The organism is Bacteroidales bacterium (assembly GCA_012519055.1).
Taxonomy (GTDB): domain Bacteria; phylum Bacteroidota; class Bacteroidia; order Bacteroidales; family Salinivirgaceae; genus JAAYQU01.
This window is the reverse complement of the sequence record JAAYQU010000039.1, coordinates 29,078-52,261: the sequence shown is the minus strand read 5'-3', so window position 1 is coordinate 52,261 and position 23,184 is coordinate 29,078. Positions and strand designations below refer to the sequence as shown.

19 protein-coding genes and 2 tRNA genes are annotated in these 23,184 nt (G+C 36.2%); 11 read left to right on the top strand and 10 right to left on the bottom strand.

Annotated features, from left to right (window positions below; genetic code table 11):
* Nucleotides 1-56: 56 nt before the first annotated feature.
* Complete coding sequence (locus GX311_07375; protein ID NLK16198.1) at nucleotides 57-1,475, bottom strand: T9SS type A sorting domain-containing protein; 1,419 nt, start codon at nucleotides 1,473-1,475, stop codon at nucleotides 57-59.
* A 163-nt stretch (nucleotides 1,476-1,638) separates the two neighbouring features.
* On the opposite strand from GX311_07375, the gene rfbD reads away from it, so the two are divergent.
* From rfbD to GX311_07355, 4 genes are all read left to right on the top strand, one after another.
* Nucleotides 1,639-2,520 carry a dTDP-4-dehydrorhamnose reductase gene (gene rfbD / locus GX311_07370; GenBank protein ID NLK16197.1) on the top strand — a complete coding sequence of 294 codons (882 nt, stop codon included), beginning with the start codon at nucleotides 1,639-1,641 and terminating at the stop codon, nucleotides 2,518-2,520.
* A gap of 72 nt (nucleotides 2,521-2,592) precedes the next feature.
* Nucleotides 2,593-4,335, top strand: coding sequence for a phospho-sugar mutase (locus tag GX311_07365; GenBank protein ID NLK16196.1), 1,743 nt, complete (start codon nucleotides 2,593-2,595; stop codon nucleotides 4,333-4,335).
* Complete coding sequence (gene recG, locus GX311_07360; GenBank protein NLK16195.1) at nucleotides 4,335-6,437, top strand: ATP-dependent DNA helicase RecG; 2,103 nt, start codon at nucleotides 4,335-4,337, stop codon at nucleotides 6,435-6,437. The genes GX311_07365 and recG overlap by 1 nt, the downstream gene beginning before the upstream one ends.
* Nucleotides 6,438-6,492: 55 nt before the next feature.
* A complete protein-coding gene (locus tag GX311_07355) occupies nucleotides 6,493-7,326 on the top strand; it encodes a GntR family transcriptional regulator (protein NLK16194.1) in 834 nt (277 codons plus the stop codon).
* A 1-nt stretch (nucleotide 7,327) separates the two neighbouring features.
* Here GX311_07355 and GX311_07350 read toward each other — a convergent pair whose 3' ends face one another.
* The 6 genes from GX311_07350 to sucC form a co-directional block, all read right to left on the bottom strand.
* The gene (locus GX311_07350; protein ID NLK16193.1) at nucleotides 7,328-7,912 is read right to left on the bottom strand and encodes a nicotinate-nucleotide adenylyltransferase; all 585 of its coding nucleotides are present in this window, start codon (nucleotides 7,910-7,912) and stop codon (nucleotides 7,328-7,330) included.
* A 2-nt stretch (nucleotides 7,913-7,914) separates the two neighbouring features.
* Entirely contained in the window at nucleotides 7,915-8,487 is a 573-nt protein-coding gene (gene gmk / locus GX311_07345) for a guanylate kinase (protein ID NLK16192.1), read from the bottom strand.
* Nucleotides 8,487-9,350, bottom strand: coding sequence for a YicC family protein (locus GX311_07340; protein NLK16191.1), 864 nt, complete (start codon nucleotides 9,348-9,350; stop codon nucleotides 8,487-8,489). Before GX311_07340 ends, gmk begins: the two co-directional genes overlap by 1 nt.
* Nucleotides 9,351-9,535: 185 nt before the next feature.
* Nucleotides 9,536-11,692: an elongation factor G gene (locus tag GX311_07335; protein NLK16190.1), complete on the bottom strand. Its 2,157-nt coding sequence runs from the start codon at nucleotides 11,690-11,692 to the stop codon at nucleotides 9,536-9,538.
* A gap of 216 nt (nucleotides 11,693-11,908) precedes the next feature.
* Nucleotides 11,909-11,983 (bottom strand) — tRNA-Asp (locus tag GX311_07330).
* Nucleotides 11,984-12,110: 127 nt separating this feature from the next.
* Nucleotides 12,111-13,304 (bottom strand): ADP-forming succinate--CoA ligase subunit beta, encoded by a 1,194-nt coding sequence (gene sucC, locus GX311_07325; GenBank protein ID NLK16189.1) that lies wholly within the window; start codon nucleotides 13,302-13,304, stop codon nucleotides 12,111-12,113.
* Nucleotides 13,305-13,429: 125 nt separating this feature from the next.
* Between sucC and GX311_07320 the strand changes: the two genes are divergently transcribed.
* The 3 genes from GX311_07320 to GX311_07310 all read left to right on the top strand — a co-directional run bounded on the left by GX311_07320 (nucleotide 13,430) and on the right by GX311_07310 (nucleotide 16,233).
* On the top strand, nucleotides 13,430-13,975 hold the full coding sequence (locus GX311_07320; GenBank protein NLK16188.1) for an RNA methyltransferase: 546 nt from the start codon (nucleotides 13,430-13,432) through the stop codon (nucleotides 13,973-13,975).
* Nucleotides 13,976-14,042: 67 nt separating this feature from the next.
* A complete protein-coding gene (locus tag GX311_07315) occupies nucleotides 14,043-15,071 on the top strand; it encodes a hypothetical protein (protein NLK16187.1) in 1,029 nt (342 codons plus the stop codon).
* A gap of 115 nt (nucleotides 15,072-15,186) precedes the next feature.
* Entirely contained in the window at nucleotides 15,187-16,233 is a 1,047-nt protein-coding gene (locus GX311_07310) for a hypothetical protein (GenBank protein ID NLK16186.1), read from the top strand.
* 22 nt (nucleotides 16,234-16,255) lie between these two features.
* Here the strand turns inward: GX311_07310 and folE are convergent, their stop codons facing one another.
* Nucleotides 16,256-16,891, bottom strand: coding sequence for a GTP cyclohydrolase I FolE (folE, locus tag GX311_07305; protein ID NLK16185.1), 636 nt, complete (start codon nucleotides 16,889-16,891; stop codon nucleotides 16,256-16,258).
* Nucleotides 16,892-17,138: 247 nt separating this feature from the next.
* Between folE and mqnB the strand changes: the two genes are divergently transcribed.
* The 4 genes from mqnB (at nucleotide 17,139) to GX311_07285 (ending at nucleotide 20,187) form a co-directional block, all read left to right on the top strand.
* Nucleotides 17,139-17,825 (top strand): futalosine hydrolase, encoded by a 687-nt coding sequence (gene mqnB, locus GX311_07300; GenBank protein NLK16184.1) that lies wholly within the window; start codon nucleotides 17,139-17,141, stop codon nucleotides 17,823-17,825.
* On the top strand, nucleotides 17,815-18,642 hold the full coding sequence (locus GX311_07295; protein ID NLK16183.1) for a 1,4-dihydroxy-6-naphthoate synthase: 828 nt from the start codon (nucleotides 17,815-17,817) through the stop codon (nucleotides 18,640-18,642). Before mqnB ends, GX311_07295 begins: the two co-directional genes overlap by 11 nt.
* Before the next feature lie 3 nt (nucleotides 18,643-18,645).
* The gene (locus GX311_07290; protein ID NLK16182.1) at nucleotides 18,646-19,686 is read left to right on the top strand and encodes a DUF4421 domain-containing protein; all 1,041 of its coding nucleotides are present in this window, start codon (nucleotides 18,646-18,648) and stop codon (nucleotides 19,684-19,686) included.
* 413 nt (nucleotides 19,687-20,099) lie between these two features.
* A tRNA-Ser gene (locus GX311_07285) sits at nucleotides 20,100-20,187 on the top strand.
* A 60-nt stretch (nucleotides 20,188-20,247) separates the two neighbouring features.
* Here GX311_07285 and GX311_07280 read toward each other — a convergent pair.
* Nucleotides 20,248-21,696, bottom strand: a complete 1,449-nt coding sequence (locus GX311_07280; protein NLK16181.1) for a hypothetical protein — start codon at nucleotides 21,694-21,696, stop codon at nucleotides 20,248-20,250.
* Between the two features lie 67 nt (nucleotides 21,697-21,763).
* Nucleotides 21,764-23,065, bottom strand: a complete 1,302-nt coding sequence (locus tag GX311_07275; protein NLK16180.1) for a hypothetical protein — start codon at nucleotides 23,063-23,065, stop codon at nucleotides 21,764-21,766.
* Nucleotides 23,066-23,184: the final 119 nt, after the last annotated feature.

The window sequence follows — 23,184 nt, the reverse complement described above, 5'->3', positions numbered from 1 at the left end:
TTGTGTTTTTTTGATCAATGTTATTTGTTTATTTCAGGACGAGACAACATACTATATTATTGCTTAATAAATTTTTGAACTTTAGTTGCCTCTTTTTCAATTACGCGTATAAAATAAACTCCGCTATTTAGTTCAGAAACCGAAATTTCTTTAACTGTTTCGCTCATTTCAAATGAGTTAACAATTACTCCATTATTTGAATAGATTTCAACCATAGCGTTATTGGTGTTCTCACGTGTAATTGTTAACGTGTTAGTTGCCGGATTAGGATATAACTTAATACCTTGTACTTTGGTTTCACTTTCTATACTTTTATAGATAATGATTATTTCTGTATGATCTGTTACTACGACAGTACCTTCCCAATCTTCAAAACCCAGTTTTGTTGCAACCCAATTATAATGACCTCTCGGTAATTCAAACGTAGCAATACCATTAATATCGGTTGTTTTCGATTCTGTTATCGACTCGTTACTAACAATGATATTAACTCCCTTAACAGGAGAACCATAAATATATCTCTGAGCAATAAATTTCACATTGAATTTAGGCTCATGATCAAAAGCTATCTCCACTACTTCAGACTCGCCAGAAGTATAAACCGCCTTAACTCCAGCAGTGTGCTCTCCAACCGAAACATTTTGGAAAGTGTAGGTTTCTTCCATAATACCTGAAGCTACTTCTTCACCGTCTAAATATACCGTATATCCGTTAAATGCTCTTGATTTCTCTTTCTCTGGAACGCCAATATAGATATCATCAACCATAAAAACGTGTCCATAAAATATATAGTTGATAGCAGCTCTAATGTTTTGTCCCACATATTCGTCTAATGGGTAAGTGAATTTTGTCCATGTATGCGGAGCATTAACATGTGTTCCTTCTGAAATAATTGTAAAGTCAGACGGAGTTGTACCGCCTGTTGATATACCTACTCTAAAGTTTTCATATCCATAAATATAATTTGAAGTTCTTGCCCAGAAAGAGAACTCCATTCCAGGAATAACGGTAACTTCCGGAGTTACTAACCAGTCATTATTATTATGAGACATCGCGGCAAAACAACCTAAAAATTTATTTCCGCTGTGTGCTGCCCAATCTTCTTCCGACAAAGGAGGAGTAGTCGCCAATGTGTTAATTACAATATATGAACCTGTATAACCTTCGTTGGGGAATGAAATGCCATATCCAAATCCATACGTAGGAGAGCTGTCAACGTCAACAAGAATATAGTCGCCAATATTCTCGAATATAAAATCGTCGTAGCTTTCAATGTCATCGAAGAAGATGGGTCCATGGTTCCAACTGAAAATTGCATTATTGCCATCTTGGGATATCGTTAAATTGTATGGTGTTACAATATTTTCAATTTGCTCAATTGGAGATGCATCAACTTGCTGTGCTATGGCTTGCTGTGAAAAAACTCCAAAGCAAGCAAACATTGTGGCTGTTAGAATTGTTAGTTTTTTAATCATGGCTTGTATGGTTTTTGGTCAATATCAATACTTATTTTACCGTTATATCACTCTACCTCAGTTTCAACAAATATAAGCAATATTTGGAGGATTATCCTAAAAAATCGCTATTTTTGAGACACTAAAACACAAATATCATTGTTAATTAATAAAAGCAATATCTATGTCTCAAAATATTCTAATTACTGGTGCAAACGGTCAATTAGGTAACGAACTTAGAAAAACATCTGCTAAATATAAAGACTACAACTTTATCTATACAGATGTAGAAGAGTTGAATATTACCAATTCCGAGGAAGTGAGACATTTTTTCACAAAAACAAAACCCATTGTGGTAGTTAATTGTGCTGCTTATACTGCTGTTGATAAGGCAGAAACCGAAACAGATAAAGCATTTGCCATAAATGTAACTGGTCCCGAAAACCTTGCAAAAGCAGCAAAAGAACATAACGCATACCTGTTGCACGTCTCTACCGATTTTGTATTTGATGGAAACAGCTCAAAACCATATACCGAAGAAGATAAACCTAATCCCATAGGCGAATATGGACGCACAAAACAGCTTGGAGAGCTTGCTGTTACGCAAAATCATGATATCGCAACAATTGTTCGCACTGCGTGGCTATATTCGTCAGCGAACAACAATTTTTTCAATACAATGGTACGTTTAGGGAGCGAAAAATCAACCTTAAACGTTGTATTTGACCAAGTTGGAACTCCAACATCGGCAGCTGATTTGGCAAACGCACTTCTACTATTAGCCGATAAGTGGCTGAAAGAGAGAACCGTAATGCCAAAAATCCTACACTTTTCCAATGAAGGAGTAGCATCGTGGTACGATTTTGCTGTGGCTATTATGAAGCATGCGGGTCTGAAATGTAAAGTATTACCTATTCACACATACGAATATCCAACCCCTGCTAAACGTCCGGCCTTTAGCGTGTTGGATAAAACAAAAATCAAACAGTTTCTCAGAATTGAGATACCACACTGGGAAGAGAGTCTGGAAAAAGTTGTTATCGAAAAACAAAAGAGCAATAAATAACTAAGGGAAAAAGTTGCAAGGTACAAGGTAAAAGTACTTTTAACTTTACAAACTTTTAACTGATATAAATATATGAATAAGAAATTATTAAAAGAAGTGACCGAGAAAGCCAAAGGTTGGCTAGCGATGAAAAATGTCGATTCAGATACAAAAAAAGAGATAGAGAGAATGATTGCCGAACAGGGAGACGAACTGATAGACTCGTTTTACAAAGTTTTGGAATTTGGAACAGGCGGTCTCAGGGGGATAATGGGAGTTGGCTCAAACAGAATGAATATTTATACCGTAGCGATGTCAACTCAAGGACTGTGCAACTATCTAAAAAAAGCATTTTCAAATCGCAAACAAATTTCGGTTGCTATTGCCCACGATAATCGCAACAATGGTAAGCTATTCTCTGATACTGCTGCAAACGTATTCTCATCAAACGGTATCAAAGTGTATCTATTCGACGCTTTGCGCCCAACGCCAGAGCTATCATTTGCAATTCGATATTTACGATGTGAAAGTGGAATTGTCGTGACTGCGTCCCACAATCCCAAGGAGTATAACGGATACAAAGCGTATTGGGAAGATGGCGCTCAGGTTATTGCTCCACATGACAAAAACATCATCGACGAGGTATTAAAAATAAAGTCAGTTGATCAAATCAACATGCAGGGCAATCAGGAATTAATTGAAATAATTGGCGAAGAGATCGATAGTGCGTATATCAAAGCACTTACATCACTCTCGTTGCGACCTGATATTATTGAACAACATAAGGATATGAAAATCGTTTACACTCCTATTCACGGAACGGGAGTTAAACTTGCGCCAAGGGCATTGAGAGCATTTGGATTTGAAAACATAATAAATGTCCCTGAACAAGACGTTGTTGACGGCAATTTTCCTACAGTTAAATCTCCAAATCCCGAAGAACCCGCAGCTCTTGCACTCGCCCTAAAAAAAGGGAAAGAGGTTGATGCTGACTTAATTTTAGCTACCGACCCTGATGCCGATCGCGTTGGAATAGCGGTAAAAAATCTAAAAGGAGAATTTATACTATTCAACGGAAATCAGACAGCCACATTTCTAATTTACTATTTATTAACAAGTTGGCAAGAAAAGGGAATGCTCACAGGCAAGGAGTATTTGGTTAAAACTATTGTTACAACCGAAATTTTGCCATTAATGGCTGAAAAATTCAATGTTGAAATTTATGACGTTCTAACAGGTTTTAAATACATTGCTGACATCATTGCAAAAAACGAAGGAGAAAAAACATTTATTGGCGGTGGAGAAGAGAGCTACGGCTATTTGATGGGAGAGTTTATCCGCGATAAAGATGCAATAATGTCATGTGCGTTAATTGCTGAGGCTGCTGCTTGGGCTAAAAGCAAAGGAAAGAGCGTTTTCGAGATGTTAATCGAAATATACAAAGAGTTTGGATTATTTTACGAACGCTTAATTAGCATTACCAAAAAAGGTAAAAGCGGTGCAGACGAAATTGAGCAAATAATGACCCGATTTAGGAAAAATCCACCTGCAGAAATTAATGGCAGTAAATTGGTTTGTATTAAAGATTATTTGACACAAAAAACACTCGATATCGAAACAGGAAAAGAAAAACCTATAGAATTGCCAAAATCAAACGTTTTACAATTTATTCTGGCAGACGATTCGATACTGTCTATACGTCCGTCCGGCACGGAACCTAAGATAAAAATTTACGCCGGAGCGCGCGATAAGTTTGATAATGTTGCCGATTTTGAGAAAACTGTCGAAAAGCTTGACAATAGAATAACTGCAATGCTTGATGATTTAAAACTGTAGTGGCAGAGTACAACTTAACAACAGAGATAAAGTTTTTAAAAGGTGTTGGCGAGAAACGCGCAAAGCTCTTCAGCGAGAGCTTGTCGATCAACACCATAAGCGATTTGTTGTTCTATTTTCCGTATAAGCACATTGACAGAAGTGTACTTTTTAAAATATCAGAAATACCGGTAACAGGCGCATTTGTACAGTTTAAAGGCAAGTTTATTGACTTTAAAACCAGTATTGCAGGCAACAGACGATTGCTAACAGCAAAAGTTTCAGACGGAAGTGCAACCATTGAAGTTGTATGGTTCGCAGGTCATTCCTGGATACAAAACACATACAAAGTTGGTGTTGAGTATCTCTTTTTCGGGAAACCAAATGTGTTTAACCGCAAAATCAATTTTGTACATCCTGAGATTGAGCCAATTGAAAACTATTTTACTAAACACAACTACACTTTTTCTCCGGTTTATAGCATTCCCGAAAAGTTAAAGAAAAGCAATATAAGTTCTAAAACAATCCAATCGCTTGTTGAACAGGCACTTGAAATTACATTTGTGCAAATTAGGGACTTTTACACTCCTGATTTTTGCAAGAAACACAATCTTATACCACTGCAAGATGCTCTGAAAAACATACACTTCCCTTCCTCGCACGAAATATTAATAAATGCCGAACGCAGACTAAAATTCGATGAGCTCTTTTTGTTGCAATTGGATTTACTAAGGCAATTCAAATTACGTAAAGCTAACATTGATGGAATAAGAATGCCTGTTGTAGGCAACTTTTTTAACACATTTTACAAACAAAACCTTCCGTTTGAACTTACTGGAGCGCAAAAACGTGTGGTACGCGAAATTTTTGAGAATATCAAAAGTGGCGAACAGATGAACCGTTTACTACAAGGCGATGTAGGTTCCGGCAAAACTTTAGTAGCACTTTTGGCAGCTCTTTTGTGTGCCGATAACGGTTATCAAACATGTTTTATGGCACCTACAGAAATACTTGCAAAACAGCACTTTGCAAGCATATCGAAATTTGTGTCGGGATTGGGCTTTAACGTCGATTTGCTTACAGGTTCTACTAAAAAGAAAGACCGCAAGATTATTCACGAAAAACTCGCAGACGGCACTACACATTTACTGATTGGCACACACGCTTTGATCGAAGATATAGTGACTTTCGATAACTTAGGAATGGTAATAGTAGATGAGCAGCACCGTTTTGGCGTAGCCCAACGAGCCAAGCTTTGGAAAAAGGGAAGACAAATTCCTCATGTACTTGTAGTTACGGCAACACCAATTCCAAGAACATTGGCATTAACCCTCTACGGCGATTTGGATATTTCGATAATTGACGAAATGCCACCGGGACGTAAACCTATCAAAACCGTGCATTACTACAACACCAAACGCAAAAAGCTGTACGAGTTTATGAAAGAACAGATTGACGTAGGGCGGCAAGTATATATTGTTTTTCCATTAATTGAAGAATCGGAAAGTTTTGATTATGAGAACTTAGAAGAGGGATACGAAAGGACGGTAGCTTATTTTGGAAAGGAAAACGTAGTAATGGTTCACGGCAAAATGAAAGCCGATGAAAAAAACGCAGCTATGCAGAGATTTATATCAAAAAAAGCTGCAATAATGGTTGCCACAACAGTAATAGAGGTTGGGGTTGATGTTCCAAATGCTTCGATAATGGTAATTGAAAGCGCTGAACGTTTTGGACTAGCGCAGCTACACCAATTAAGAGGCAGAGTTGGACGCGGTTCGGAACAGTCATTTTGCATTTTATTAACATCATACAAGCTATCATCAGAGAGCAGGAAGCGAATTAATGTAATTACATCAACAAACGACGGTTTTATTATTGCCGAGGAAGATTTGAAAATTCGCGGCTACGGAGATATTGATGGAACACGCCAAAGCGGACTACCGTTTGAGCTTAAAATTGCGGGTGTAAGTCGCGATCATGCTATCCTCGAATATGCCCGAAAGGTCGCAAACGAACTTATTGAAGAAGACCCACTCTTAGAACAACCTCAAAACCAAAAGCTTAAACAATTTATGCAATATAAATTAAAAGAGAGCACATTTTGGGGAATGATATCGTAGCAACAAGTTTACAACAGAATTATTTATCCATATCTTTACAACAAAATTATAATCAATGGCACTACTCGGACATTTTCAAAAGCTTCAAGCAGTTAAGATTACACCACAGGGATTTTATTTATCTGACAATCAAGAAGAAGAGATATTATTGCCCAACAAATTTGTTCCTGAAAATCTTTCTGTGGGCGATGAGGTAGAGGTGTTTGTTTATAAAGATAGCGAGGATAGGATTATAGCCACTACACAAAAACCGTTGATAGAGTTTGGTAAAGTTGCTGTGCTCGAAGTTGTTGATATTGCGAAGTTTGGAGCCTTTTTGGAATGGGGATTAGACAAACATTTACTATTGCCACATCGCGAGCAGATTGGAGAAATCCGCATAGGACAAAAAGTTGTCGTGGTACTCTATATTGATATAAAAACCAAAAGATTAGCTGCTTCAGAAAAAATTGATAACTATTTGACAAACACAGATATAGATTTACAAGAAAATCAAAAAGTTAACATTATTGTATATCGAAAAACCCCGCTTGGTTATAGCGTAGTTATTGAAAATCGTTACATTGGGTTGGTTCATTTGGATCATACGCATCGTAAGCTTAATATTGCCGAACAAACCACTGGTTACGTATCTAAAATCAGACAGGATAATAAAATTGATATAATTCTAAATCTTCACGGCTATCAAGGTCACGATAATGCAGTTGAAGAAATTTTAGAAAAGCTAAAAAATGCCGAAAACGGCTTTTTACCATTTAACGACAACAGCTCGCCCGAAGAAATTGACAGACACTTTAATATGAGCAAAAAACTTTTCAAAAAATCAATAGGAACTCTATATAAAAAGCAACTTATTAGGCTTACTGACAAGGGTATAGAATTAAAATAAGCTATCTGTAAAATTGCGTATCTTCAATAAACTTCCAAACTTTATCAGGTAGGAAAAACCTAACATCTTGATAGTTTGCAATTGATTGCCTAATAAAGCTTGAACTTATCTCCATTAAAGGAGCGTCGATAACGCTTATATCTCCAGCTATATGTGGGTTTTCATTTGGGAATCCGGGACGTGGATAAACCAAAATAGGACATAGACGTAAAAGTTCAGTGCTATTTTTCCATTTATGCAGATTTTGCAAATTATCAGCACCCATAATAAGCGAAAAGTTGTGTTTGTAATATTTCTCTTTTAAATATGCCACTGTATCAATTGTATAAGAGGGTTTCGGCATATTAAATTCAACATCACTCACTCGGTATCCAGGTGATTTGTCGATAGCTAAATGCACCATTTCAAGCCTATTGCGGTCGTCTGAAATTCTTTGATCTTTTTTAAACGGACTTTGCGGACTTACAACAAACCAAACCTCGCTTAAATTACCGAAAACCTTGATATAATTGGCAATAACCAAATGTCCGACATGAATAGGATTGAAAGTTCCAAAAAATAGTCCTATTTGCTGTTTTCCATCCATATCTATTTTCCTAAAAATTCTTTTACTACATCAACTAATTTTATTTTTGACACCTCAATATTGTCATTTACAACTATTTGGTCAAATTGGGAAGAATAGGTCATCTCCTCTGCCGCTTTATTTACCCGTGCCTTTATATCCTCTTCGGTGTCGGTTGCGCGTATTCTTAATCGTTCTTCAAGTACTTCAATTGAAGGTGGTTGGATAAATATAGATAATGCACTGCTACCGTAAAGCTTTTTGATATTTATTCCGCCTTTTACGTCAACGTCGAAGATTGCTACTTTCCCCTCATTAGCAATGCGTGATATTTCCGATTTTAGTGTACCGTAAAAACGTCCCTCGTAAACCTCCTCCCACTCTATAAACTGCTGTTGTTCAATTAGTTCCTTGAATTTTTCAATAGTTAAAAAATAGTAATCTTTACCATCTGTCTCTCCCTCACGCATTGGACGTGTTGTTGCCGAGATACTAAACTCAAACAGTGGTAATTGGCTCATCAAATGTTTAATAAGTGTAGTTTTCCCCGAACCTGACGGCGCGCTTACTATAATCAATTTTTCGTTCTGTTGCATTACAATATATTTAGTACCTGTTCTTTAATCTGCTCCAACTCATCTTTCATCAGTACTGCTAACTGCTGTATCTCCACATGGTTAGCTTTGGAGCTTAATGTATTTACCTCGCGCCCAATCTCTTGTGCAATAAAACCTAGCTTTCTGCCAATATTACCTCCCGATTTCAATGTGGTTATAAAGTAATCTAAATGTTGCTCTAATCGCACTTTCTCCTCATTTATATCGAACTTTTCGATATAATAAATCAACTCTTGCTCAAATCTGTTTGGGTCAAACTTTGAAGGTTCTTCCAATTCTGATATAGCTTTTAATAGTCGTTCGCGAACAATCTCTTTTCTTTGAGCTTCAAAGGGTAACACCTTCTCTTTCAGAGCAGAGATATTTTTGGCTTTACTTATCAAATCATTGCGTAACGATTCGCCCTCTGTTTGTCTGAAAGAGATAAACTCTTCAACTGATTTATCAATAGTGGAGCTGATTATATCCCATTCGTCAATTTCTAAATCCTCACTTTTCGTTTCAAGAACATCAGGGAAGCGTGTTATTGATGCTATAGTTTCATTATTAATACTTTCGCCTATCTGCGAATATATTTCTTTCAGCTGATTATAATATGATATAAAATTCTCTTTGTTTATATGTGTTTTGGTCTCCGCAGATGACATCTCTACGAGTAACGTAAAATCAATTTTTCCACGTGTCAGTTTTTCTGACAATAGGGCTCTCACTTCTGGCTCTTTTTCGCGATAAAGCGGTGGCATTCTTAAATTTAAATCTAATCCCTTGCTGTTTAATGATCTTAGCTCAACTGTAAACTGTTTGCCTTTATATTCGCTTGTTGCGCGACCGAAACCAGTCATTGATAGTATATAGTTCTGGGCATCTAATTCCATATTATTGTAATTACAAATTTGTTTGTCTGTTATTGTGCAAATTTAAGAAAATTGATTCGTAATGTCTAACTCTGCTTAATGCAAATAAAAAAACAGCCCAACTTTTTCTTGGGCTGTTTAGTAAAATGTTTTCAGATATCTTAATCTTAATCTTAATCTTCTTCTTCCTCTTCTGCGTATGCTTTCAAGAGCTTGTCTTGAATATCACTCGGTACTGGAGCATACTCTAAGAACTCCATCGAATACATAGCTTTACCGGATGAAATAGAGCTTAGAGCAGTTGAGTATTTATTCATTTCAGCAAGAGGTACACGAGCAGTAATTTTCTCATGAGATCCTTCACTGTTCATACCTTCAATCATTGCTCTACGTGTTTGCAAATCGCCCATAACATCACCCATATGTTCTGCTGGTACTAACACCTCTACACGATATATTGGCTCCATAATTTTTGGACCTGCATTGCGGAAAGCCTCACTAAACGCTTTACTACCTGCAAGTTTAAACGAAATCTCGTTTGAGTCAACAGGGTGCATTTTTCCGTCATAAACAATAACGCGAATATCACGTGCATATGAACCTGTCAATGGTCCACGCTCCATACGTTCCATAATACCTTTTAAAATAGCGGGCAAGAAACGTGCATCAATACTACCACCAACAATACTGTTTACAAAAACAAGTTTTCCGCCCCAAGCCAACTTATGCTCGTCGATTCCTCTTACAGAAACAGCGATATCTTTTCCGTTCAAATTAAATGCTTTAGGATCTGGCATTCCTTCGGTATATGGCTCGACAACAAGGTGCACTTCTCCAAATTGTCCTGCCCCACCAGATTGCTTTTTATGTCTAAAATCAGCCTGTGCAGCTTTGGTAATTGTTTCACGGTATGGAATTTTAGGTGCAATAAATTCAATAGGAATTTTGAACAGTTTTTCCACTTGCCATTTCATTGTATTTAAGTGGAACTCGCCTTGTCCGTGAACAATCATTTGACGCAACTCTTTACTCATCTCCATGATGATAGTCGGATCTTCACTCGAAATACGATTTATAACCTCAGCAAGTTTTTCGTCATCGCCCTCGCTAACAGCTTTAACAGCTGTACGGTACTTAGGAGCAGGGAATTTTATGTGCTCATATATCCAGTCGGCATCTTTTTCCGAGAATGTGTCGTCTGTTTTACACTCTCTTAGTTTAACAACAGCACCTATGTCTCCGGCTGAAATTTCGGTTGTTTTATCACGGCTTTTACCTGCTACAAAAAATAGCTGTGTAAACCGCTCTTTATTGGAAGATCTTCTGTTTATTAAATCAGTACCCTCTTTTACGCTACCAGTAATAACTTTGAAATAACATACCTCGCCAATATGCTCCTCGAATGATGTTTTAAAAACAAACAATGAAACTGGACCACTACTTGAAATCGCATGTTCTTTTCCTTCGGTATCTTTTGGAGCTGGAACATCTGTTGGACAGGGAGCACATGTGTTAATAATTTCCATTAATCTGGGCACACCTATATCTTTTTTAGCAGACACGCACAAAATAGGGAACATTGAACGGCTGGCTATACTCTTACGAACACCTGCAATTATCTGTTCTTCTGTTAGTTCTCCTGTTTCAAAGAATTGCTCCATTAAGGCTTCGTCACTTTCAGCGGCTGCTTCTACTAATGCATTGTGATATCCGGTTGCTTTATCCATTTCAGAAGCGGGAATATCTTTTATTTCAGCATTTCCACTATCACCTTTATACTCATAAAGTTTCATTTTAAGTATATCAACAATAGCTTTGAATCCAAGACCTGTTTCTACGGGGTATTGAGTGATTATGGCTTTAGTTCCAAATTTTGATTTTAAATCGTCGATACATTTATCAAAATTAGCTTTTTCGTGCTCTAACTGGTTAATTACAATAATCATCGGTTTATGTCCGCGATCTGTAATTCTACAAGCAAGTTCTGTACCTACTTCTATACCTTGTTGAGAATTGATAAGCAATAGACTGCTATCTGAAACAGACAAGCCTCCAACAACCTGACCGTTAAAATCATCAAGTCCCGGAGTATCAATAATATTTATTTTATTGTTTTGATATTCAGCATACAATACAGTAGAATATACTGACCTACCTTGTTCGTGTTCTATTTCACGATAGTCAGAAGCGGTGTTATTGCTCTCAATATCGCCTCTTCGATTAATTGTTCCTGCGGTAAATAACATAGCTTCGGCAAGTGTGGTTTTACCCGACCCAGCACTGCCTACCAACGCAATGTTCCTTATCTCTTTTGATTGATATACCTTCATATTTCTTAGTATTTATTTATGATTTGTTTTACTCAATTTTCAAAACGGACTGTAAAAATAGTAATAATTTGATAATTGTATGATTTCTTTTACCGCTTTTAAAGATTTTTTTAATATCCTCGCGAAATTGTTGTATTTTGGTAATTGGTGAATTTAGGATTTTCACTCAAAAGCCTAATAGCTATAAAAAAAGCCTCTCTCACGAAAGGCTTTCTGCGGTGTGGACGGGACTCGAACCCGCGACCCCCGGCGTGACAGGCCGGTATTCTAACCAAACTGAACTACCACACCATTTTGTTCAATTGCGGTGCAAATTTAGCAACTAATTATTTATCGGCAAAATTTTAATAGTAAAAAATAATAAAAAGGATTTTTGTAATTTAAATTGTTAATTGCTTTACCTTATAATTTCTAATTTCTAATTTTCCAACTTACTCTGCACTAAATCGGCAGCTTCTTGTAAAGTGGTTGCCGAAAACACTTTTAAGCCACTTTTGTCAATAATTTCTCTTCCTTCTTTTGCGTTTGTTCCCTGTAATCTAACTATTACGGGAACATCTATCTTACCAATTGATTTATACGCATCAACGACCCCTTGTGCAACACGCTCGCCACGTACTATACCTCCAAAAATATTTATCAATATAGCTTTTATATTCGGGTCTTTTAAAATAATACGAAATCCAGCTTCTACAGTTTCGGCATTAGCACTACCGCCAACATCTAAAAAGTTCGCAGGATTTCCCCCACTAAGTTTAATAATATCCATTGTAGCCATTGCAAGCCCCGCACCATTGACCATACAGCCAACGTTTCCATCTAGCTTGATAAAGTTTAGTCCATATTTACTGGCTTCTACCTCAATTGGATCTTCTTCGAAAGTATCTCGTAGCTCTGCGTACTCTTTATGTCTGTACAGAGCATTGTCATCAAGCACAACTTTTGCGTCAGCGGCAATTATCTTACCGTCAGATGTTTTTGCTACTGGATTTATTTCAAAAAGTTGTGCATCGCTACCTATATACGCATTATATAAAGAGTTTACGAAACTTAGCATATATTTATATGCATCGCCTGTTAACTGAAGGTTTGAAGCTATTTTTTTGGCTTGAAATGGTTGCAAACCAACAGCAGGATCAATCACCTCTTTAAAAATTCTTTCGGGTGTTTTAGCTGCAACTTCTTCTATATCCATCCCTCCATCAGGGCTGTACATTATAATGTTTTGGCTTAGTTGTCTGTCAAGCAGAACGCTCATATAAAATTCTTTAATCTCTTCAGGTCCTGGATAATATATTCCTTGTTCAATAAGAAGTTTTCTAACGAGCTTGCCTTTAGGACCGGTTTGTGGTGTAACCAACTGCATGCCCAAAATATCGGAAGCATATTTTTTTACTTCATCTATACTTTTGGCAATTTTTACTCCTCCTCCTTTGCCTCTTCCGCCTGCATGAATTTGAGCCTTGACTGCCCAAACTGTACAACCTGTCTCTTTACCAATCTTGTTTGCTGCTTCAACAGCCTCGTCAACACTAAACGCGGGATAGCTTACAGGAACTGCAACGCCAAACGAACGTAAAATTTGTTTTGCTTGATATTCATGAATATTCATATATTTTTATTTTATAGTTTATAATATGATGTTTTTAAAAATCAATTTTTCGACCTAATTTTGAAATCGTTATTTGAACGAACGAAAATATAGATTTTTTTGATAATACCCAACTCTTTTTAATCATGACAAGATTTCGCAAACTAAGCATGGATGAACTTGACCGCATTAGTGTCAACACATTCAGGGAGTTAGAAAAAAGACCCATGATTATTGTGTTAGATAACATTAGAAGTGCACACAATGTTGGATCTTTTTTCAGAACTGCGGATGCTTTTCGTATTCAAAAAATATATTTGTGTGGAATAACCTCATATCCTCCTAATAAAGAGATTCAAAAAACTGCTCTTGGTGCTACTGAATCTGTGGAATGGGAATATGTATCTGACACATACGATACTGTTAAAAAGCTCAAAGCCCAAAATTTTACCATAATAGCTGTTGAACAAGCTGAACAATCAATAAAACTAAATGAATATAATATTAGTACTAAAAATCAAACGTTTGTACTGATTTTTGGAAACGAGGTAAACGGAATTGACGACAAAACAATGGAACTCTGCGACCATTGCATAGAAATACCACAGTGGGGAACAAAACACTCTCTCAACGTTGCAGTTTCTGGTGGAGTAGTTTTATGGGAATTTGCAAAACAGATGAATTTACCATAAACTAATTAGCCTTGCTTATTAGCATCAATTTAGTTAAATTTGCTTGTAACGTTTTTTAATTGCTAAGATGACAAAGAGTCTGGTTTACATCCTTCTTGTTTGTGTAATTGCTGTTTCTTGCAAAACAGATATTGATATATCAGCCGATTGGGAAAACATACCTGTTGTGTATTCCATACTAGATCCATCAGACACTATTCATTATGTCCGCATAACCCGAGTTTTCTCGGGAAATGAATCAGCATATGTTATGGCAATGCAACCTGACAGTCTTGTTTATAAAGATACGCTTGATGTGAAAATTAAGGTTAAAGATGAGTATAACAACTTAATAAAAACCATAGTTTTTAACAGAACTGATATAGAGAAAGATAGCGTAAACAGTAGCGGAAATGTCGTGTTCTCAACTCAAAAACATCACGTCTATTTTTCAAAACAAACTCTGCCAAATGAAAGTAATTTAATTTATGAGCTTAATGTAAAACTGCCAGACGGAAAAGTAGTGACTTCAACATGTAATCCGTTGGTTGGTTTTGTTCAGGTAAACCCTGGCTTCGGTGAAAAATACAACTTAAAACTTAATCAATCTTTTGGTCCCAATTTTAAGCTCCCCCGTTATTCTGCAGGCGTTAAACTCAACATATACTTTCATTACTACGAGTTTACAGACGAAATAAACTATACAAGAAAAACCATGATGTTCCCTATAAAAATGGAACGTCAAAAAGGAGAAGAAGAGACCACAATGAGACTTCGCTCAAACGAAATATTCGATCGTATTAAAACTGAATTAAATCCTCCAGAATCGGGTGAAAAACGTTTTGTAGGAAAAGTTGATTACGAATATGTTATCGCAGATGAAAACTATGCCGAACAAATATGGAAACGTGTAGGCGGATTTAACTACGAAACTCCTCCTATTACCAATATAATTGGTGGATATGGATTGTTTGCCTGTAGGAGTCACATTATCTTAAGGGGATACAAACCCACCGATGACACAAAATGTCTGTTTGCCACCAATCCTGAATTAGCTTACTTGGGCTTTCAAAAGGCAATATTTTACGCAACATACGGTATTGACTCTTTGCCGTAGAAAAGTCAACTTGTGAAGTGGTAAAAAAAATACTGCACACAAAAGTTTATTACAGAATAGTTGTATTTTTCAATAAAAAGCTAAATTTGTGGCAAAATAAATCAACCTTAATAAAATGAGATTTTCACTCTTATCACTTATTGCCACTTGCGTAATACTAGTTTCGTGTGAAACAGAAATTGACATTTCAGCTCCTTGGGAAAATATACCTGTGGTATATTCAATACTTGACCCAAACGATACTATTCATTATGTTAGAGTAAACAGAGTTTTTTTGGGGAATGAATCGGCATATGAGATGGCAACAAATCCCGATAGTTTAATATACGATGCTGATTTAAGCGTTAAGATATATGTGAAAAATGAACAAAACCATCTCATTAAGACAATTGTCTTCAATAAACTGTTTTTAACAAAAGATAGTGTAAATGCACAAGGACAAACTGTTTTTGCTATTGACAAACACCATGTTTACGCAAGTACAGAAACATTGCCATATGAAAACAATAAAGATAAGATATATACTTACGATTTGGAAGTTATTTTGCCGGATGGTAAAGTTGTAACCTCCTTATGCCACCCTTTAGTTGCATTTCATCAGACCAACCCCGCTCCTGGACAACTGTACAATCTCACCAAAGATAAGTTTTTGGGTGCTAGATTTAAACTGCCAAAATATTCAGGAGGAGCGAAACTTAAAGTCTATTTTCATTACTACGAATGGTATAGTGCCGACAGGTACGACAGAAAGACCATAAGTCTCCCAGTTGCAATGCAAAGAATGGGCTACGAGAACGAGGAATCAATGGGTGTTAGAGGTGCTGATATATACAATGCTTTAAAAGAGGTTTTAACACCACCTACAGGTGGTATGCGAAGATACCCGGGCAAAGTCGATTTTGAATATGTTATAGCAGACGAAAATTTTGCCGAACAAATTTGGTTTCGTAGCAGTGGAATTAGCAGCGAAGTCCCACCTATTACAAATATCAGCGGCGGATACGGGCTTTTTGCATGTCGAAGCTACGTAATAAGAAAAGGATTTAAACCCTCTGTAAGCACTACTGTTAAAGGGTTTTATGAGGATCCTGAGATGAGAAATCTATATGGTTTTGATTCGCCTACAAACTATACCATTAACAAGATATATGAATTAGATTAACATTCGTTGCATTATCCCATGCTTAACGTAATGTTTTTCCTATTAGATGAAAAAACTCTTCACGCGTTGCCGGCGAGTTTAAAAAAGCCCCGGTAAAGGCAGATGTCGTAGTTGCTGAGTTTTGTTTCTGTACACCTCGCATTTGCATACACATGTGCTGAGCCTCAATAACAACAGCTACTCCCAATGGATGCAATGCATCTTGAATACAATTACGAATTTGAACTGTTAATCGCTCCTGTACCTGTAGCCTGCGTGCATAAGCTTCAACTACTCGCGCGATTTTGCTCAATCCTGTTATATACCCATTGGGTATATAAGCAACGTGGGCTTTTCCAAAAAAAGGTAGCATGTGATGTTCACACAAACTATACAAATCAATATCTTTTACTAAAACCATCTGGCGATACTCCTCCTCAAAAATCGCAGAGCGAAGTATCTCATCGGGGTTCATGGAATAACCCTGAGTTAAAAACTGAAGCGCTTTAGCAACCCGTTTTGGTGTTTTTAACAACCCTTCACGCTCAGGATCTTCACCTAAATGTCTCAATATATCTTTGTAGTGTGAACTAATAGAGCTCGTTGATTCTTTATTAAACTGATCAACTTGCAAATAGCCATTCTCTAAATCTGTCTCTCTGTTTTTATTGTTATCCATCGCTTTTAATGTGCTATATTATATTTTTTAACAATTACCGTGTAAATCAATCCGTTTCGTTATCTTAACTGTTCCCAAAAATAGGTTAAAATTTAAATTAAAACTCTTACATCTAACCATATACATAAAAAGATAATCAACTTTGTTTACACATTTGGAACTGCAAAAATAATAAAACTACGGATTTAAAGTTGATATTTTGTATTTTAGTAGCCTAATCAATACTCAAACGATTAAAATTAGAATAATGAGAATTCTTATTGTTGCAGCAACATTTGATGAAATACGACTGCTGGTTGACACAAAACAAAAACAAGAAAAAACATTGTTAAGTTCAACAATAGCGAATGTTGATATTTTAGTAACAGGAATAGGAATAGCGGCAACTATTTTTAATCTTACAAAGTGTCTGTCAAAAAATAACTACGACATAGTCTTAAATGTAGGGATTTGCGGAACATACAACTCAGACATTGTATTAGGCAGTGTTGTTGAAGTTATTGAAGATTGCTTTTCTGACCGAATTGTTGAAACAGGGAATGATGTAATGTCCTGGGTTGAAGCAGGTTTTAATATTTTTGATAAGAGTATTGAACAAACATCTTGCTTAAAATCAACTTTTCAGACAAAAGTAAAATCATACAGAAAAGTTAAAGCTATTACCAGCGACACAGTACATACAAATCAGGAAACTATTGAAGCTCTGAAATCAAGGTTTAATCCCGATATTGAATCAATGGAAGGTGCAGCTGTCTTTTATGTTTGTTTTTTTATGGGGGTAAAATCAATGCAACTGAGGGCTGTTTCAAATATGGTTGGAGTTAGAGATAAAAGAGAGTGGAAAACTGAACTTGCAATAAATAATTTATCGTTTGCTGTAAATGAGACTGTTACCACAATAATAAAAAAAACAAAAACTGATAATGAAGCTTAAATTAGCCTTTTCAACATGTCCGAACGACACTTTTATGTTCGAAGCCATTGTTAATAAGCGTGTTGACACTCTGAATTACGACTTCGAACTTACGCTTGCCGACATTGACTTGCTTAATAAATTAACATCTAATAATGAGGCTGATATCGCTAAAATTAGCTTTAATAATTACCCTCTTATCTCTAAAAATTATCAGCTTTTACGTTCGGGTTCAGCTATTGGCTTTGGAAATGGTCCCATGATAATCAGTAAACATAAAATTGAACTTAATGAGTTGAAATATAAGAAAATAGCTATACCTGGTGAAAACACAACAGCAAACCTGTTGTTAAAAAGGCTTTTTCCTGATATCAGAACAAAAAAGGTTTATCTTTTTTCAGATATTGAGCGCGCAATTTTAGAAAATGAAGTTGACGCAGGTTTGATTATTCACGAAACCCGTTTTACATATAAACAACGTGGATTACAACAAATTGCCGACCTTGGACATGAATGGGAAAAACAAACAGGATTACCTTTACCTCTTGGAGGCATTGTAATTAGAAGAGATTTATCTGAAAAGGTAAAGACTGATATTCAGCAAATTATGCAAGAAAGTGTAAAATATGCTACAAACAATCCAGAAATGTCAATGCCTTACGTAAAGCGTCACGCGCAAGAAATTAGTGATGAGGTTGTTAATCAGCATATTGACCTCTATGTGAATAGTAAAAGCATAAGAATTGATAGTGAATCAGAGAGTGCAATAAATGAACTGCTGTCAATCTCATCCGAATTTAACAACGTAATATTAAACAAACCGATTTTTATAGATTAAAATATGGTTAGGGTAACTTTTATATTGGCATTTACAATAATTTGGCTTGATATTCCAGCAAAATCGTTAGCTTCTTTTCCATTTAAAAGCAAAGATGTTGATACCTCGTACATTGTAAGCTTTGACGACAAACTAATTGCAGGTATCTATTTCCCTCAAAAATTTGTAAGTTTCAGCACTTTCGATGTTGCTTCGGGTAAATTAATTGAGTACCAACCAAATAGCAAGTTGGCTATAGGTCTTGAGGCATCTTACAAATGGTTTGGACTTGGGTTAGCATATTCACTCCCATCAAGCAAAAAAAGTAGCAAGCAACTAGGAAATACTAAAAGTATTGATTTTCAATATAATTTCAACTTACGACGTTGGGCTATTGACGGATATTTTCAGTTGTACAAAGGTTTCTACTTTTCAAATATGTCAGACTACTTTGATTTGTGGGATTATGATAGCAACTACCCAAAAACAGATTTAAATATTGGGAATTACGGCATTGTTGCAAATTATATTGTTAACTACGACAAGTTTTCATATAAAGCTGTATTCAATTTTAATGAAAAGCAGAAGAAGACCGTAGGCTCATTAATTTTAGGAACTTTCGTATTCTACAACACTTTAAATGCTGATACGACTTTCATACCTCATTTTGCAATAAACTACTTTCAAAATATTTCGCAGTTAAGCAATATGAGCACGGTTAGTTTTGGTGCAACCGTTGGATACGCTCATACATTTGTTTTTAAAAAGTACTTTTGTTTAAATATAAGTTTAATTCCGGGATACGGAGTTTACAGCAATTCTGCACATTATGATGACGGCACACCTATTGAAAAAGGGCTTAAATCTGCTTTCTTTTTCCAATCTCGGGTCTCTTTTCTTTATCAAAAAAATAACTTTTATGCCTGTTTTTCCGGAGTTACTGGTACTCAAACCACTATAAGTAAATCTCCCTACTCTTTTTCTTTTGGACATGGGCAAACAGAACTATCTGTTGGTTATCGTTTTGATGCACACAGGTTATCAAATAGTAAAGTTTTTCGTTAAAATATAAAATCAGTGATAAAAAAATTAAAGCCAAAAGAATTATCCTTTGGCTTTACTGACAACACAGGCTTGTGAAGCACGCGCCCTTTCGGTTCTCATGTAAACAAACATATTACATTTTCTCATAATAACCAAATAATAAGTAATTTAATTTCAATTTAATAGTTCTATCAATCATACATTAGACGCTAATAAAAAAATGAATACTTATTTAAAATTATGGTTTGAGTATCGTTTTTGGTACTTTATGTTTTACTGATTATAAAATTGATAAATCTGTTATATATTTTGGACTATTTGTTCTAAATATAATACAAAGAATAACAAGATATTAGCTCCGTAGCTTATATGAATTTTTCAATTATTGATTGAAAAGTTTTGGCATAATAAAAAAAAAATCTACTTTTGTCGCCGGAGAGATGGCAGAGTGGTCGATTGCGGCGGTCTTGAAAACCGTTGAGCTGCGAGGCTCCGGGGGTTCGAATCCCTCTCTCTCCGCCAAAAAAAACCATAAATAACAGTAAAGTTACTTATGGTTTTTTGTTTTTATATAGCTCTTGTCTAGAACCTTAATCCAAACGTCAAATAGAAGTTGTTCGATGTTTTATCAACATCAATTCGCATATCATCTGTACCGTCAATGTAGTATTTGTAAGGCATAGAAGAGTTATTGTAAGCAAAATCAGCATAAAAGTTTCCTGAACGGAAACCTAAACCTCCTGCAAATCCTAAAGTTGACATATTGCTTCCTGCAGACTTCATCGGCGATGAATAGTAAAATCCACCCCCTCGTACAAAAAATTGATATACTCTTAACTCTGCACCCAAGCGCACGGCATGACGCCAAGTGTAATTGTCGCTTATTGAACGATTTTCGTCTATAAATGAATATCTGTCACTATCTAATCTCATTGTTTGATAAGCAGCTGTTTCGTAATCGACACCTACTAACACCCTGTTAGCCAAGACCATCGAGGCTCCAGCTATTATTCTGGCAGGAGTTACAACCGAAAATGTTGTTTCGTAATATCGTGCTGTAATTGTATCATTAGCAGGATTGTCATAACGAGCTTTGAGTTTTTCGTCCCAATCTTCATCAATGCTTATAATTGTCGGGGTATGCGCTGCTAAAGATAGTTTAACGGTTGGGGTAACTTGATATAACATACCAGCCTTAAAATTCAAACCCAAACCAGATCGAGAAAAATAGTTATTATAGTAAAATCCTTTTAAAAATTGTGTCAAATTTTTATCGTCGTTTTCAGTAATACCGATATCTTCAGTGTGGTCTAAAGACAAAACACCTAGTGAAAAACCGTAATAAAATTTATTCGACTGGTTAAAACCAATAGTAAAGTTGAAATCGTTGATATTTCCTTTTTGACGATGCTCAAAGTACTGCTTTATTTGGTAAGCCGAGTCACGAGCAAAATCGTTTGTCACAAATCCGGTGACAGTATCTTCAAATAAAATGCCCGTTTCCCAAAACATATCCCAATAATTGCTATTCTGATTATAGTAATCCGTTAAATGCGTTAAATAAGAACGACTATCGTGCCTTCCTGTTGCAAAAACATTTTGATTAAAAGAATTTATACGGTTGTAAGAGACCCCGAATGTTGTACTTACTTGGCCACTTCCCGACTCATAATTGGCAGCATTGGGCATACTGAAAACCAAACCAAAACTTTGTGTCTTAAAACCATACTTATAATCGGTTGACATTTCGTTCAAGTAATTGCTCTTGGTTTTTGTATAATCAATACCAACACTATACTGAACGTCAGATGAGCGATACAAGCCTATTCCTGCCGGATTTATACTACCAGACGAAATATCGCTTCCAAGTGCAGAAAAAGCTCCGCCCATGCTCATAACCCTAGCTGAGCCACCATGATAAGTTGTTGAGTACCTCAAAGCATCAATTTCATTTTGTGCAAACAAACTATTTGTCAGAATAAGTAGCCCTATACCCATGATTGAGAGAGCTTTATTAAAATTATTTATCATGATTCAATATTTTTAATAATTTAGGTTGATGTATTTTGCTTTAAATTTTGAATTAACTCAACAAATCCTACCTTCTAAAGTTACTTCCTGATGGACGACTTGAATTGCCTCCAGACGGACGACTTGAATTACTTCCTCCAGAAGATCTACTACCACTCCCTGTTGAAGTGTTTGAACGCGATGGGGTATAATGACTATTACTTCCTCCTCTGTTACTGTTACTTCCTTTGTCATAGTTATAATCGTTTCTGGTGTTTGGTCTGATAACACGTGGTTCGCTGTTTGTCTTTGTATTACTTTGACTTGGACGAATGTTGTCTCTTTGTGTCGGAGTAGTACGGTTATTGCTTGCCGGTGGATTAGAAAAATGCGTATTACTGTTTGAAGGTCTGTTCGCCCCTTGTGAAGGTTTTACACTGCTTCCTACACCTAGGTTTGAACGAATAGGCGCAATCTGTTTATCTGAAAAATCATTTTTTACTGGTCTTGTCTCGCGAGTGTGGGTAATTCTACCCCTATCAGTATTTCTGTTTCCAGTGCGATTATTTACGACACTTCCATCTCTGTCGGATGTTGTTTGACGAACATCTCTCACAACAACTTGATTGTTTCTCTCATCGTTTTCCAGCCTATTGTCAGGACGAGTACTACGAATACCGCCTCTTGTATTGTCGGGACGATTGCCACCTTGCACAACCGAAATATCTTGGCTTGTCGCATCTCTTTTAAGTGTTCCTCCTTGTCGGATACTCGTTCCTCTGCTGTTTGGACGATTTGTCACAAGAGAGTTGCGGTGTGTAATAGTCTCTCGCCTATAATCTGGAGAGCTGTGTGACCAATAAGCCCAATGGTAACCCCAATAGTGATATCCCCAATAATGATAATGATACGGTGCATACCAAGGATGATACCAACCGGCATACCACGGACCATACCAAGGATCGTACCAATATGGATTCCAATAAACTGCGTAGTAAGGACTGTAAAAATATGCGTCCCAATACCAATCAACCCAACGATAACGAGCGTAAGGACCATAATAAGGATAATACCATCCTCCCCAGAAAGGAGAGTTTATGCCGGCATAAAATCCTGGTGCCGCAATAGAGAACGAAATATATGTATTCCCTGAATACTCATTGTCATAGTACTCTTCTTCAGTAACATCGTTATAATCGTTGTGATTTGTATACATATCAGTTGTGACAATTTTTCTATCGTCTCGACTCTCTTTTTGCTGATAAGCATTGCTCTCTCTTGCACTTCCATCAAAGTATAACTCGTCACTGTATCCAGCCTGATACATAGATGGATTACAACCAAATAGAGCTGATGCTATAAATACCATTATAAAATATCTGTTCTTCATAATCTGACCCTTTCTCAATTTTAGTTGCTTACTCTTATTATAATTAACAATTGCCTGACTCTTTAGTTCTCAAATTTAAAACGATTAATTGATTTTATTTGTTGCAATATAGTTAAAAA

What these genes read in the sequence shown, in the direction of transcription:
- GX311_07375 (NLK16198.1), bottom strand. Translation starts at nt 1,475, where the DNA reads ATGATTAAAAAACTAACAATTCTAACAGCCACAATGTTTGCTTGCTTT.
- rfbD (NLK16197.1), top strand. Translation starts at nt 1,639, where the DNA reads ATGTCTCAAAATATTCTAATTACTGGTGCAAACGGTCAATTAGGTAAC.
- GX311_07365 (NLK16196.1), top strand. Translation starts at nt 2,593, where the DNA reads ATGAATAAGAAATTATTAAAAGAAGTGACCGAGAAAGCCAAAGGTTGG.
- GX311_07355 (NLK16194.1), top strand. Translation starts at nt 6,493, where the DNA reads ATGGCACTACTCGGACATTTTCAAAAGCTTCAAGCAGTTAAGATTACA.
- GX311_07350 (NLK16193.1), bottom strand. Translation starts at nt 7,912, where the DNA reads ATGGATGGAAAACAGCAAATAGGACTATTTTTTGGAACTTTCAATCCT.
- gmk (NLK16192.1), bottom strand. Translation starts at nt 8,487, where the DNA reads ATGCAACAGAACGAAAAATTGATTATAGTAAGCGCGCCGTCAGGTTCG.
- GX311_07340 (NLK16191.1), bottom strand. Translation starts at nt 9,350, where the DNA reads ATGACTGGTTTCGGTCGCGCAACAAGCGAATATAAAGGCAAACAGTTT.
- GX311_07335 (NLK16190.1), bottom strand. Translation starts at nt 11,692, where the DNA reads ATGAAGGTATATCAATCAAAAGAGATAAGGAACATTGCGTTGGTAGGC.
- sucC (NLK16189.1), bottom strand. Translation starts at nt 13,304, where the DNA reads ATGAATATTCATGAATATCAAGCAAAACAAATTTTACGTTCGTTTGGC.
- GX311_07320 (NLK16188.1), top strand. Translation starts at nt 13,430, where the DNA reads ATGACAAGATTTCGCAAACTAAGCATGGATGAACTTGACCGCATTAGT.
- GX311_07315 (NLK16187.1), top strand. Translation starts at nt 14,043, where the DNA reads ATGACAAAGAGTCTGGTTTACATCCTTCTTGTTTGTGTAATTGCTGTT.
- GX311_07310 (NLK16186.1), top strand. Translation starts at nt 15,187, where the DNA reads ATGAGATTTTCACTCTTATCACTTATTGCCACTTGCGTAATACTAGTT.
- folE (NLK16185.1), bottom strand. Translation starts at nt 16,891, where the DNA reads ATGGATAACAATAAAAACAGAGAGACAGATTTAGAGAATGGCTATTTG.
- mqnB (NLK16184.1), top strand. Translation starts at nt 17,139, where the DNA reads ATGAGAATTCTTATTGTTGCAGCAACATTTGATGAAATACGACTGCTG.
- GX311_07295 (NLK16183.1), top strand. Translation starts at nt 17,815, where the DNA reads ATGAAGCTTAAATTAGCCTTTTCAACATGTCCGAACGACACTTTTATG.
- GX311_07290 (NLK16182.1), top strand. Translation starts at nt 18,646, where the DNA reads ATGGTTAGGGTAACTTTTATATTGGCATTTACAATAATTTGGCTTGAT.
- GX311_07280 (NLK16181.1), bottom strand. Translation starts at nt 21,696, where the DNA reads ATGATAAATAATTTTAATAAAGCTCTCTCAATCATGGGTATAGGGCTA.
- GX311_07275 (NLK16180.1), bottom strand. Translation starts at nt 23,065, where the DNA reads ATGAAGAACAGATATTTTATAATGGTATTTATAGCATCAGCTCTATTT.